10 protein-coding genes are annotated in these 12,638 nt (G+C 50.2%); 4 read left to right on the top strand and 6 right to left on the bottom strand.

The features are described from left to right. The first annotated feature begins 75 nt into the window (after nt 1–75). Nucleotides 76–1,359 carry an adenosylmethionine--8-amino-7-oxononanoate transaminase gene (gene bioA, locus HXZ99_RS02100; protein ID WP_194755609.1) on the top strand — a complete coding sequence of 428 codons (1,284 nt, stop codon included), beginning with the start codon at nt 76–78 and terminating at the stop codon, nt 1,357–1,359. 127 nt (nt 1,360–1,486) lie between these two features. Next, on the top strand, nt 1,487–2,887 hold the full coding sequence (gene asnS, locus HXZ99_RS02095) for an asparagine--tRNA ligase (protein WP_194755608.1): 1,401 nt from the start codon (nt 1,487–1,489) through the stop codon (nt 2,885–2,887). 101 nt (nt 2,888–2,988) lie between these two features. On the opposite strand, the gene argH is transcribed toward asnS, so the two are convergent. The 6 genes from argH to HXZ99_RS02065 all read right to left on the bottom strand — a co-directional run bounded on the left by argH (nt 2,989) and on the right by HXZ99_RS02065 (nt 9,581). Then, on the bottom strand, nt 2,989–4,830 hold the full coding sequence (argH, locus tag HXZ99_RS02090; protein ID WP_194755607.1) for an argininosuccinate lyase: 1,842 nt from the start codon (nt 4,828–4,830) through the stop codon (nt 2,989–2,991). Then, a complete protein-coding gene (locus tag HXZ99_RS02085) occupies nt 4,827–6,062 on the bottom strand; it encodes an argininosuccinate synthase (RefSeq protein ID WP_194755606.1) in 1,236 nt (411 codons plus the stop codon). Before HXZ99_RS02085 ends, argH begins: the two co-directional genes overlap by 4 nt. Further along, a complete protein-coding gene (gene argF / locus HXZ99_RS02080) occupies nt 6,059–6,970 on the bottom strand; it encodes an ornithine carbamoyltransferase (RefSeq protein ID WP_194755605.1) in 912 nt (303 codons plus the stop codon). The genes HXZ99_RS02085 and argF overlap by 4 nt, the downstream gene beginning before the upstream one ends. A gap of 45 nt (nt 6,971–7,015) precedes the next feature. Next, nucleotides 7,016–7,801 (bottom strand): acetylglutamate kinase, encoded by a 786-nt coding sequence (gene argB, locus HXZ99_RS02075; RefSeq protein ID WP_194755604.1) that lies wholly within the window; start codon nt 7,799–7,801, stop codon nt 7,016–7,018. Beyond that, complete coding sequence (gene argC, locus HXZ99_RS02070; RefSeq protein WP_194755603.1) at nt 7,798–8,868, bottom strand: N-acetyl-gamma-glutamyl-phosphate reductase; 1,071 nt, start codon at nt 8,866–8,868, stop codon at nt 7,798–7,800. The genes argB and argC overlap by 4 nt, the downstream gene beginning before the upstream one ends. 164 nt (nt 8,869–9,032) lie before the next feature. Beyond that, a complete protein-coding gene (locus HXZ99_RS02065; protein ID WP_194755602.1) occupies nt 9,033–9,581 on the bottom strand; it encodes a nitroreductase family protein in 549 nt (182 codons plus the stop codon). Between the two features lie 149 nt (nt 9,582–9,730). Between HXZ99_RS02065 and sppA the strand changes: the two genes are divergently transcribed. Then, nucleotides 9,731–11,581 carry a signal peptide peptidase SppA gene (gene sppA, locus HXZ99_RS02060; protein ID WP_194755601.1) on the top strand — a complete coding sequence of 617 codons (1,851 nt, stop codon included), beginning with the start codon at nt 9,731–9,733 and terminating at the stop codon, nt 11,579–11,581. A gap of 13 nt (nt 11,582–11,594) precedes the next feature. Continuing rightward, on the top strand, nt 11,595–12,638 hold the full coding sequence (gene ansA, locus HXZ99_RS02055; RefSeq protein WP_194755600.1) for an asparaginase: 1,044 nt from the start codon (nt 11,595–11,597) through the stop codon (nt 12,636–12,638).

Below are 12,638 nucleotides of genomic sequence, written 5' to 3'. Positions count from 1 at the left end.
ACTAGCTTAGTGCCACCGCTTACACTGTCAACTAAATAGAGTTATTAAATCTTACAAATGGTTAAATTTTAATCTATGCAGCCTATAGATCTCGCTTTCGACCAGCGCCACATCTGGCATCCGTACACATCTCTGACCTCTCCGTTGCCAACCTACCCCGTTGCATCCGCGAGCGGAGTCGAGATTGTCCTTGAGGACGGCCGACACCTTATTGACGGCATGGCAAGCTGGTGGTCGGCAGTACACGGCTACAACCATCCAGAACTTAACCAAGCGGCCCATACACAGATTGATCGCATGGCCCATGTGATGTTTGGTGGCATTACTCACGGCCCTGCCATCGACCTAGCCAAACAGTTGGTGGCAATGACCCCTGAGGGCCTTGATGCGGTGTTCTTAGCAGACTCTGGTTCAATTAGCGTAGAAGTCGCTATTAAGATGGCGCTCCAATACCAAGTAAGTCGCGGTCTTCAAGGTAAGAACCAATTACTAACCATTCGTCAGGGCTACCATGGTGATACCTTCGCTGCGATGTCTGTGTGTGATCCCATCAACGGCATGCATGAACTATTCACTGGCATCCTAGCCAAGCATCATTTTGCGCCAGCCCCGACTATCAAGCCTTGGGAAGCCTGGCACGATAGTGAAACCGATGCCCTAGAAGCATTATTTGAGCAACACCATGATCGTATCGCGGCGTTTATACTTGAGCCTATTGTGCAAGGCGCCGGTGGCATGCGGTTTTACCACCCGAATTATCTTCGCAAAGCACGGGCGTTGTGTGATCAGTATGATGTGCTGCTGATTGCTGACGAAATTGCAACGGGCTTCGGTCGCACCGGACGCTTATTCGCATGTGAGCATGCCAATGTCGTTCCAGATATTATGTGTGTCGGTAAGGCCCTAAGTGGTGGTTATATGACGCTAGCCGCGACCATCGCCACCCGCCACATTGCAGAGACCATTGGTGCTGGCCCTGGCGGCGGTGCTTTAATGCATGGCCCAACCTTTATGGGTAATCCACTTGCGTGCGCAGTGGCGGCGCAAAGTTTGGGTATGATTCAACGGGGCGATTGGCAAGAGCAAGTAGACGCGATCGCACTGCAGCTCAAACAAGAATTAACCCCCTTACACGCATGTGCCGGCGTTGCCGATGTTCGTTGCTTCGGGGCCATTGGTGTCGTAGAAATGCATTCGCCAGTAGACGTAGCAGAAGCGCAAAAATTCTTTGTCGATTTAGGGGTCTGGATTCGACCCTTTGGGCGGTTAATTTATGTGATGCCCCCATACATCATAAAACCTGCGCAACTGAGTCAGCTAACCCATGCCATAAGCGCATGGTGTCAGCGCGGGAAATAAACCCAAAAGCACGATTTCACATTGCGTCAGTGCCCACAAAAAAGTAACATGTCCGCCTTAATTTGCGTGCAATTTCAATGTTTGGCACCGATGTTATTTGGCGAAGCGTTTCGGAGAATAAAAACCCATGACGATTGCGGTTATAAAAGATGTATTAGGCGGAAAATTCGCACTTGGTGATACCGTCACTGTGCGTGGTTGGGTGCGTACTCGACGCGATTCAAAAGCAGGTATTTCGTTTATCAATGTGCACGATGGTTCGTGTTTTGATGCGATTCAAGCGGTCGCCCCTAATACATTGGAAAACTACAATCACGAAATCACGCGCTTAACCACAGGCTGCTCCGTAATGGTTACCGGCACTGTGGCTGAATCTGCAGGTCAAGGTCAAGCATTTGAATTACAGGCCACTGCGGTTGAAGTAGTGGGCTGGGTGGAAGATCCAGATACCTATCCGATGGCACCGAAACGCCACAGTATGGAATATTTGCGTGAATTCGCGCATCTACGTCCTCGTACCAATATTTCTGGTGCTGTTACACGCGTTCGGCATTGTTTAGCACAAGCGGTACACCGTTTTTTCCACGAGCGCGGTTTCTATTGGATCAGCACCCCTATTATTACCACCAGTGACGCAGAAGGCGCAGGCGAACTGTTCCGTGTATCCACATTGGATATGATGAACCTCCCTCGTACCGACGATGGCAAGGTTGATTACAAAGAAGATTTCTTTGGAAAAGAGGCGTTCTTAACTGTATCGGGACAACTTAACGTGGAAACCTATGCGTGTGCTCTATCCAATGTGTACACCTTTGGCCCCACGTTCCGCGCAGAAAACTCAAACACCAGTCGCCACTTGGCCGAATTTTGGATGATTGAGCCGGAAGTGGCCTTTGCTGATCTTGATGATATGGCAGCCCTCGCGGAAGATATGCTCAAGTATGTATTTCAAGCGGTACTCAATGAGCGTGCAGATGATATGGCATTCTTTGCAGAGCGCGTTGATAAAGAAGCGATTAGCCGTTTACAGCATGTAATCGATAATAAATTCGTCCACATGGATTACACCGATGCTATCGAGATTCTGCAAAAGTGCGGCAAGGAATTTAGCTACCCAGTTGCTTGGGGCGTTGATTTACAATCGGAACACGAACGGTATCTGGCCGAAGAGCATGTAGGCGCGCCGGTTATTCTGAAAAACTACCCGCGTGATATTAAGGCCTTTTATATGCGCCAAAACGACGATGGCAAGACCGTTGCGGCAATGGACGTTCTGGCTCCTGGCATTGGCGAAATCATCGGTGGTAGCGCTCGGGAAGAGCGTTTAGATTTGCTTGATCAGCGCTTAGAAGACATGAAGTTACCAAAAGAAGAGTACAGCTGGTATCGCGATCTACGGCGCTATGGCACCGTGCCTCACGCAGGTTTTGGCCTTGGCTTTGAGCGTTTAGTTGCGTATGTCACTGGAGTTCAAAATATTCGGGATGTTATCCCCTTCCCGCGTTCACCCAACAACGCAGACTTCTAACAGTAGCCGAGTTCTGAATGTAAGAAAACGGATGATAGGCATCGCACCTATCATCCGTTTCTTTTTTTTGGGGGGGGTTACAGGTATTCCCGTTTCGATCGCTACAAACGTATCTCTAAGCCGGTTTCGTCACAGGCATGTTTACGCGGGCAGAACTCGCAATCCTTCATTACTTTCTCTGGCCAACGACTTTTATCCGCGATGGTAAAACCGAGCTTTGCGAAGAATGCTGGGGCGCGGGTCAGTGCAATAACGCGCGCTATGCCCAAATGACGCGCTTGATCGAGCAGAAAGTTCACCAATTCAGCGCCCATTCCCTTGCCTTGCAGCCCTTCTTGTAATCCCAACGATCGGATCTCCGCAAGACCAGTTCCGAACACGTATAATGCGCCACAACCAACAATCTCACCGTCAATTTCAGCAACAGCAAATTGGTGAATCGCTTGCATGATGTCTTGTTCTTGGCGCGGCAAATGCTCTCCTTTCGCAGCCCAATAGCGAATTAATTCCGCTATTTTGGGTACGTCCGTTAGCTTTGCTTGGCGCACGTGGGTAAGAGCCGCCGCATGGGCCTGGGAGCGCTGGCGCGCTCGGCGTAGCGCCGAGTGCACTTTTACTGGGGCAGTTCCCCCCAACGCCGAGCGACGACTCATACCGGCGGACAGGGCCAAGGCCGCGTAAACATCGTCACTAATAGCCGCACTCACCGATTGCATATCCGCTAAGGATAATCCCTCGAGTGGTACCCCTTGTTGGATTGCCAACAACACCAGTTTGCCGCTGAGTTCATGGGCATCACGAAATGCAATGCCATGGCCCACTAAATAATCGGCTAAATCAGTAGCATTCGAATAGCCAAGGGCCGCGGCCTGCTGAGCCGCTTGCATATCGACCTGAAGATGCGGCAACGCGTACGCCACAATGGCCAAGCATTGTTGCCACTGCTCCAAACCATCGAAAAAGCCCTCTTTGTCCTCTTGCATATCTTTGTTATAGGCAAGGGGTAATCCTTTTACCGTCATCATCATGGCCTGCAAGTGGCCGGCGACGCGTCCGGTTTTTCCCCGGATGAGTTCGAAAACATCTGGGTTTTTCTTTTGTGGCATGAGCGATGACCCGCTCGAAATTGCATCCCCAAGCAAAAATAGACCCGCCTCTCCAGAGCAATAGAAAACAATATCCTCGGATAAACGAGACAGATGCACCATGCTTAAACTTGCGGTTGCGAGCAACTCAATCACAAAGTCGCGGTCGGATACCGCATCTAAACTGTTACGACAAGGACCATTAAAGCCCAACTCCGTGGCAATATCATGGCGCTCCACGGCAATTCCCGACCCCGCTAAGGCGCCGCACCCAAGTGGTGATTGCGACAGCCGTTCCCGAGACTGGGTTAATCGCTCTAAATCACGCTCAAGCATTTCCACATAGGCTAACGCCCAATGACTCACTAACACCGGTTGCGCCCGTTGTAAGTGGGTATAGCCTGGCATTACCGCCTCTTCATAGCGTTCTGCAAAAGCCAGCAACGCATCAATTGCTGCGAGCAAATGCTCACCTATGGTATGCGTTTTCGCCAGCGACCAGAGCCGCAAATCGGTGGCGACAAGATCATTACGCGAGCGGCCTGTATGGAGCTTTCGAGCCACTGAACCAATAATAGATTGCAGCTCGGCTTCCACCCAGCTATGAATATCTTCTTCGTTGGAAGCGAGCGGTGCAGCAGGATTTTCCTCCACGCGTTGCATCAGGGTATCAAGCCCTGATAACAGAGCCGCTTGCTCATCTTTAGTCAGCAGCTGTTGCTGGGTAAGCGCGTTAACCCATGCTTTACTCGCCTGAATATCAAAAGGCGCCAGCACGTAATCAAATTTCAAAGAGTCATTAAAGGCTCTAAACTCGCCAGCGCTGGCTTGTTCAAAGCGGCCGCCCCACATACTCATTGTAAGCCTCCCTGTTTTAATGCCCGAATGCGGCTAGATAAGCTAAACAATCGAATAAATCCGGCAGCATCTTTTTGCTGATACACTTCGTCTTCTTCAAAGGTAGCAAAAGCTTCCGAATACAAACTCAACTCTGATTTCCGTCCGAGTACGGTAATATTCCCTTTGTATAGCCCGAGGCGCACGGTACCCGTAAGCTTTTGCGCAAGCACGGCAACGGCAGCGAGCAATGCTTCTCGTACCGGTGTAAACCATTGCCCATCGTACAACAGATCAGCTAATTGCTGGCCTAAGCGATGGCGCAGACGTTGACAGGGACGATCGTGGACCAGCTCTTCTAGCCCACGCAATGCTTGATACCACAGGGCGCCGCCCGGCGTTTCATAGCAGCCTCGAGATTTCATCCCAACCAAGCGGTTCTCTACAATATCAATACGTCCAATACCATGGGCCGCACCCAACCGGTTTAACGTAATTAACGCTTCTGTCTGGCTCATCGTCGTTCCATTTACCTGCGTTAGCACGCCATGTTCAAAGGCCAGCTCCACAATTTCGCTGTGATCAGGTGCTTGCTGGGGCGACACAGACATGGTCCAAACCTGATCTGTCGGGGCTTGCCACGGATCTTCAAGCTCTCCCCCTTCATGGGAAATATGCCAAAGGTTAGCATCACGGCTGTAAATCTTGGTGGCGCTTGCTGATGTTTTAATGTTGCGCTCCGCCAAGTAGTTTAGTAAATCTTGCCGCGAACGCATGCTCCATTCCCGCCAGGGCGCAATCACAGTGAGATGTGGCGCCAATGCTGCAAAAGTACTTTCAAAGCGAACTTGATCATTGCCTTTACCGGTACAGCCATGACACACAGCGTCGGCACCGACTTCGAGCGCTACCCTTACCTGCGCCTCAGCGATGACCGGACGTGCCAACGCCGTGCCGAGCAGGTATTGCTCCTCATAAATACAACCTGCCTGCATTGCGGGCGCAATCAATTCATCCACGAATTTGTCTTTCAGATCGACAATGTAGCAAGCGGAAGCACCGGACTTTAGGGCTTTCGCTTCGATGCCTTCGAGCTCTTCGTCGCCCTGACCTACATCGGCCACAAAAGCAATGACTTCACAATTATAGGTTTCCCGTAACCAAGGCACGATGGCTGATGTATCTAACCCGCCTGAATAGGCAAGAACAACTTTATTCACTGAAGGGTTAGGGGTTGTATGTGCTTGACTCATAACTGTGATGACTCCTCGAAAAGGTGATGAAATACTGCTTTCTGTACATATAAACGGTTTTCGGCTTGTTGCAAAACGGCACTAATCGGGCCATCCATAACCTCATCGGTAATCTCGTCGTTGCGATGGGCCGGTAGACAATGCATAACCGTGGTCGCCGCTAACCGTTTAACTAAGGCTTGGTTTACTTGATAAGGCGCAAAGATGTCACAGGTTTTTTGATAGTCCCGTGAGTCTCCCATAGAGAGCCAAGTGTCGGTATAAATCACATCGGCGTGTTTCACCGCTGATAAGTCGGTTCCGATGGTGATCTTATGCTTCGGGTAACGTTGCTGCAGCTCGTCTAAAAAGCTTTGTTTTGGTCCATAGCTTGGCGGACAAATAACCGTCAGCTTTAAATCTAAAGCGGCAGCACCCACCATGAAGCTTTGACATACGTTGTTGCCCTCACCCACATAGAGAATGTCGACTACTTTCATATCAATGGGATAGCGTTCTTGAATAGTGAGTAGATCCGCCAATGTCTGGCAAGGATGGTGAACGTCACACAGGGCATTTATCACTGGTATCTTCGCTGCGGAAAGCTTGTGCAAGGTTTCATGCTTAAATACGCGGGCGACAATTCCGTGGGTCCAACAGGCCAAGTTACGGGCAATGTCTTCTACCGATTCACGCTGCCCAGGCTGCACCATCTGCGCATCGAGATAGATAGGTTGCGCACCTAACTGATGAATGCCCACCTCGAAGCTTACCCGTGTACGCAAACTCGGTTTTTCAAACAGCATGGCTATTGATCTGTTTTTTAAAGAGTTTTGAAAGCTCGCAGGATGGGCCTTCATGTAGCCTGCCAGCGTGAGCATATGAGTAATCTGCGTGGCGTTCACGTCAAATAACGATAATAAATGCATAAATGTTATCTCTAAATATAAAAGAAGTGCGCTTTTTTCAGGCGGCTAGACTGCGGGCAATATACAGGTGCCCCGCATTTCACCTTGGAGGAGTGCGATCACTGACTCGGGGTTACCCCACCCAGTAATCGCCGTCATTCGTCGTGAGCGCTCGGCAGCATGGAGTGCGGCCGCAAGCTTTACTTTCATGCCACCAACAATAAAGTTTTCTGAAAGGAGATCCCTTGCCTGATGAAATTCAAGCACAGCCAGAGGTGTGCCCGTAGCATCGCGTATGGCGTCAACGTCGCTGAGCAAAATAAGTCGCGCAGACAATTGGTTCGCGAGCGCCGCCGCCGCATAATCTGCGTTCACATTTAATAGCTGGCCCTGATGGTCAATACCAATCGAGCTAACAACAGGTAGAATTCCCTGCCTTAATAACAGAGGAAGGATATGACCGCCGATGCCTTCAGTTGTGTCCGCGATGGGTTCACCGACACGGCCCAATGCGGGATTTTGCTGCACGTAAAGAAGTGGACCATCCGCTAAGCTAAGGCCAAGGGCACTGAAACCGGCCTGTTGCGCTACGGCAACGATTTGTTTATTTGCAGCACCAGCGAGGGCGCCGGTGACAACGTTAATTTGGGATTCTGGCGTAATCCGTTGGCCGTCTTTCTTTTCACTGCTAAAGCCTGCTTGCAGCAACATGTGATCCGTTAAACTGCCACCACCGTGAACCAGAACAAACGGCAGTTGGGCTTGGTACAGGGCTACGAGGAGTGCCTGCAAGGAATCTTGATTATCAAGTATCGCGCCGCCTACCTTAATCACCGAGATTGCATGCGTCATTCGCCACACTCCTGAATAAATGGAGCAAAGCCGGAATGGACCGGAAACGCAAATACGACATTGGCCGCTTGAACCGCTTGTGATGCCGCCCCTTTTAAGAGGTTGTCGATGGCACTGATGACAACGAGGTTTTGCCCTTCGACTGCAATATAGATATGGCAATAAGGCGTGCCAGCGACGTGGGCAACGGCTGGTGGCTCGGCCACGATACGCACAAATGGTTGCCCCTGATAGCTGCGCTGATAAACAGCATGTACCTCCTCTGCAGTCACGCCAGCATTTAACTGCGCGACACAGGTGGCAATAATCCCCCGCGGGTAAGGTCCCAATATCGGTGTAAATACGACTGAGCGAGCAAGATTATTGCTAATTTCCGGAGTATGCCGGTGATTTAGAACGCCGTAAGGCTGTACGCTCACCTCACAAAATGAGGTGCGTGGGTTTGCTCCTCGCCCGGCGCCAGAGACACCACTGATTGCCGTGATGACTGGAACTGACGCCGGTTCGAGAAGCGCGCTCTCACACGCAGGCTGCAATGCTAGTGTGGCTGCGGTTGGATAACAGCCAGGAATAGCAAAAAGAGTTCCGCTTGGTTCTAACCCAACAAGCTCCATCAACGCATATTGCGCGTGGTTTAAAAGTTCGGGATGTGGATGCTCAAATCCATAGGTTGTTGCAAATTGTTCCGCGTCGCGGAAACGATATGCACCGGATAGGTCGAAAACTTTGCTGCCCAATGCGATAAGCTTAGGGGCGATGGCTGCACTCGCTTCATGGGGCAACGCTAGAAAGACAGCGTCACAGTTAGCTAGATCCGCCAGCGCATGGTCAGTCCAAGGTTGGATAATAAGTTCGCTATCACCCGCTGCGGCTGGCGCAATCTCGCGCCACCGCTGCGCTGCTGAACGCTCGGATGAATATGCAGCAACCACATCAACAAATGCATGGTTATGCAATATTCTAAGCAGCTCGGAACCGCTATACCCGGAAGCACCCAGAACCGCGACTTTCACTTTAGTCGCGGGTATTGGGTGTGCTATTTGGTTCGCTGCGCTTACGGTCTTCATTAAATTCGATACAATCCATCATTAGCTTGCGTTACTGCGACCTGACCCAGACAACGGACATGCGCAACAGATGTCGTCTATGCTAACCAAGAGTGATGACGAATTCAATATATTTATGCTCTATTTATGCATATAAATGCAAATACATGCAAATACCTTTATTCCTAGTCTCCATAAAAAAATATCGACTTTTCCTTAGCTGGTTTTATCGGCGTGGGGACCGCCGGGGTGCCAACGTAAAGAAAGCCGACAATATCATTTTCCAGAGACACGCCTAGCTCCGCCTTCATATGTTCAGATTCCGCGTACACGCCAGTTCGCCACACAGCGCCTAAACCCAACGCAAATGCCATTTGTTGCATGGCCATGGTGGCACAAGACGCCGAGGCAAATTGTTCCTGTCGCGGCACCTTGGCATGATCAACATAATCGGTGACCACCACAATGACGCAAGGCGCACGTAGCGGCAACTGGGGCGCGCGTTGTTTTTCTGCCTCGGGTAATCCTTCCAGTTGAGCTACTGCAGCGAAAGTTTCGCTGAGACCTTGCAAACGATCGGTGCTAAAAACCTCACATCGGTATGGCGTGAGGCCCATATGATCAGGAACCCGTAACGCTGCTTTTTGCAACAAGTCTAAAGCTGCTGCATCGGGACCTGGCGCGGTTAACCGAGGCATTGAGGAACGGGTAAGCAGAAGTTCAACGGCATCCATGAAAGGTCCTTTGTTTGCGTTTTTATTCAACTGAAAAATCGCGATAATTGAGATACATTTGGCGCTACGCATCAGCGTCAGAACCAGTTACACTATGCAACACTCTACCATTGCGGTAAAAAAGTCTCCAAGCCTGTTGGAACCAAATCATGAAATTTTTAGGCAAGATACTTCGTCCTTTAGGGACCTTTCTCAATAACACCCGAAAAATCATTGTGAATGTTGTATTTTTCGCACTGCTTATTGGTGTCTTTCTTATTATCGTTCATGAGGAAGATTTGCCTGAATACGCTTCCGGCGCATTTCTCTTGGTGAACCCGCAGGGCGTGTTAGTCGAGGAGCTTACCTACGTATCACCAGCAGATCGGTTTATGCAGCGCTCTATGGGTAACCATCCTGTTCCAGAAGTCGATTTCCACCAGTTACTGGCGACACTGGATGCCGCTATTAATGACCCTGACATTGGTGGGATTCTTCTCGACCTGCGTTATTTTTGGGGAGGAGGTTTATCGAAACTGTCGGCTCTCGGCGATCGCCTTGCCCAGTTCCGTGACACCGGTCGTCCCGTGTTTGCCTATGGTGATTATTACTCCCAGAGTCAATATTACTTAGCTGCCCATGCAGATCATGTGTATTTACACCCCCATGGCTCTGTTGCGTTTGATGGGTATCACTCCTATCAAAATTACTTTCGCGATCTGCTCTCAAAACTACATATCCAACCCCATATATTTCGGGTTGGGGAATATAAAAGTGCTGTTGAGCCCTACTCTCTTAATGCGATGTCCGATGAAGCCCGAGAAGCGAATCAAGCATGGATTGATACGCTCTGGGCTGAGTATTTAAAAGGCGTAAATACACAGCGTCAGCTCTCGGCGCGACTGCTCAGTGGCCGTATCGACGATTTCGAGGACGCCTTTACTGATGCGAACTATTCCCATGCTGAACTTGCTCTGAACGAAGGCTTGGTTGATCAACTATTAGATAGTGATGCCATGCGACAACTGCTGATTGAACATGCAGGGGAGACCAAGGACGGGCACAGCTTTAATAACATTGGTTGGCAGGATTATCACTACCTGAGCGAGCACCAGAAGCGTAATAACCTGTATCCAGATGCTCAGGTTCGCTTGATTATTGCGCGAGGCACTATTCACGAGGGCGATCGCCAAGCAGGAGCCATTGGTGCTGATCGCCTCGTACGGCAACTGCGAGCTGCGCGCTTAGACGACCATGTGAAATCTGTTGTTATACGTATTGATAGCCCCGGCGGAAGTGCGTTTGCGTCGGAAAAAATTCGGGAAGAACTGGTGCGCTTGCGCGAAGCAGATAAACCGGTTGTCGCATCGCTTAGCTCAGTTGCCGCCTCTGGCGGATACTGGATAGCCTCTGGCGCCGACAAAATATTCGCAGCGCCGTCAACAATCACTGGGTCTATCGGTGTTTTCGGGCTTTTCCTCACAGCGGACGAAGGCTTTAGTAAACTTGGTATTTATTCCGACGGTGTAAGCTCAACTGAGATGCCCTATATTGATTCTAACCGCCCGCTCAGCGCTGGAGCGGAAAGACTTATTCAGCAAAATATAGAACGCATATATCGAGATTTTATTGCCATTGTCGCACAGAGTCGTGATCTCTCCGTTGAAGCCGTGGATGAAGTAGCCCGCGGCCGTGTCTGGATGGGAAAAGATGCACTTGATCATGGTTTAATTGACGGTCTGGGCGATCTAAATGAAGCCATCGTCGAAGCAGCGCTGCTTGCTGGAATCGATAGCTACCAGGTGACCCGCGCCACAAGTGAAACCCGAGGAATTCATGCGGTTATCGAGCGTATGTTTAATAGTGCCCTGTTGCCCTATGCGCCATCAGAACAACCGCTATCCCCTCTCGGCCAACGCCTTATTCAGCAAGTGTGGCACGATATACAGGTGCTAGACGATTTTAACGATGCTCGAGGCGTTTATAGTCGTTGCCTCGAATGCGAACCGGTATTCAATTAAGAAAGGGATTCAAATGAGCCGTTCAACAGCCCGTAAACGCATTTACATCGCATACACCGGAGGCACCATCGGTATGATGAAGTCCGCCCATGGCTATGTGCCTGCGCCAGGATTTCTTGCCGAAAGCATTAAGGGGATGCCTGAGTTTTATCGTCCGGAAATGCCGGAGTTTACGCTGTGTGAATATGCACCGTTAATGGACTCGTCGGATATGACGCCCCACGATTGGCAACGCATTGCGCAAGACATTCAAGAGCATTATGCCGACTATGATGGATTTGTCATCTTGCATGGCACTGATACCATGGCCTACACCGCATCGGCGCTGTCATTTATGTTCGCGAATTTGGGTAAGCCAGTGATTGTCACCGGCTCTCAGATACCTTTGGCTGCGCTTCGTTCTGATGGGCAAACTAATCTGCTCAATGCGCTTTATTTAGCCGCGCATTACCCCATACACGAAGTCACCTTATTTTTTAATAATCGTCTATTTCGAGGGAATCGTGCGACAAAAGCCGATGCAGATGGCTTTGATGCCTTTGCGTCGCCCAACTTTCCCGCACTCTTAGAAGCCGGCATTGATATTGAAATGATCGCTGGTGAAGTTGAACCTATTCGACATACACCACTTGAGGTTGCCAGTATTGCGGCGCAAGAAATTGGCGTGGTTACCTTGTATCCGGGGATGAGCGAGAAAATTATTGATAATCTAGTGCAGCACCCAGTAAAAGCACTGATATTGCAAAGTTACGGTGTTGGGAATGCTCCACAGCATGGCGCCCTCATTAAGTCCCTTAAGCGCGCTATCCAAGCAGGCGTCATTGTACTCAATTGCACCCAGTGCTTTAAAGGGACGGTCAATATGCAGGGATACGCAACGGGCAACGCCTTGGCCGACATTGGCGTTACCGCAGGATACGACCTCACTATTGAAGCCGCACTTACCAAGCTGCATTATTTGTTGTCCATTGAAACCGATACGGATGAGATTAAGCGTGCCTTGGCGGAGAATTTACGCGGCGAACTGACGGCACCAAACGTCGCGATAACCGACTAA

This window comes from Aliidiomarina indica (assembly GCF_015354615.1).
In the GTDB taxonomy this organism is placed as follows: domain Bacteria; phylum Pseudomonadota; class Gammaproteobacteria; order Enterobacterales; family Alteromonadaceae; genus Aliidiomarina; species Aliidiomarina indica.
The sequence above is the reverse complement of the archived record's forward strand: the minus strand, read 5'-3'. Positions and strand labels throughout refer to the sequence as shown.

Bases quoted from the DNA above. Each gene is read 5' to 3' on its own strand.
- argC (WP_194755603.1), bottom strand. From the start codon at position 8,868: ATGAAGACCGTAAGCGCAGCGAACCAAATAGCACACCCAATACCCGCG.
- argH (WP_194755607.1), bottom strand. From the start codon at position 4,830: ATGAGTATGTGGGGCGGCCGCTTTGAACAAGCCAGCGCTGGCGAGTTT.
- HXZ99_RS02085 (WP_194755606.1), bottom strand. From the start codon at position 6,062: ATGAGTCAAGCACATACAACCCCTAACCCTTCAGTGAATAAAGTTGTT.
- sppA (WP_194755601.1), top strand. From the start codon at position 9,731: ATGAAATTTTTAGGCAAGATACTTCGTCCTTTAGGGACCTTTCTCAAT.
- argB (WP_194755604.1), bottom strand. From the start codon at position 7,801: ATGACGCATGCAATCTCGGTGATTAAGGTAGGCGGCGCGATACTTGAT.
- bioA (WP_194755609.1), top strand. From the start codon at position 76: ATGCAGCCTATAGATCTCGCTTTCGACCAGCGCCACATCTGGCATCCG.
- asnS (WP_194755608.1), top strand. From the start codon at position 1,487: ATGACGATTGCGGTTATAAAAGATGTATTAGGCGGAAAATTCGCACTT.
- ansA (WP_194755600.1), top strand. From the start codon at position 11,595: ATGAGCCGTTCAACAGCCCGTAAACGCATTTACATCGCATACACCGGA.
- argF (WP_194755605.1), bottom strand. From the start codon at position 6,970: ATGCATTTATTATCGTTATTTGACGTGAACGCCACGCAGATTACTCAT.
- HXZ99_RS02065 (WP_194755602.1), bottom strand. From the start codon at position 9,581: ATGGATGCCGTTGAACTTCTGCTTACCCGTTCCTCAATGCCTCGGTTA.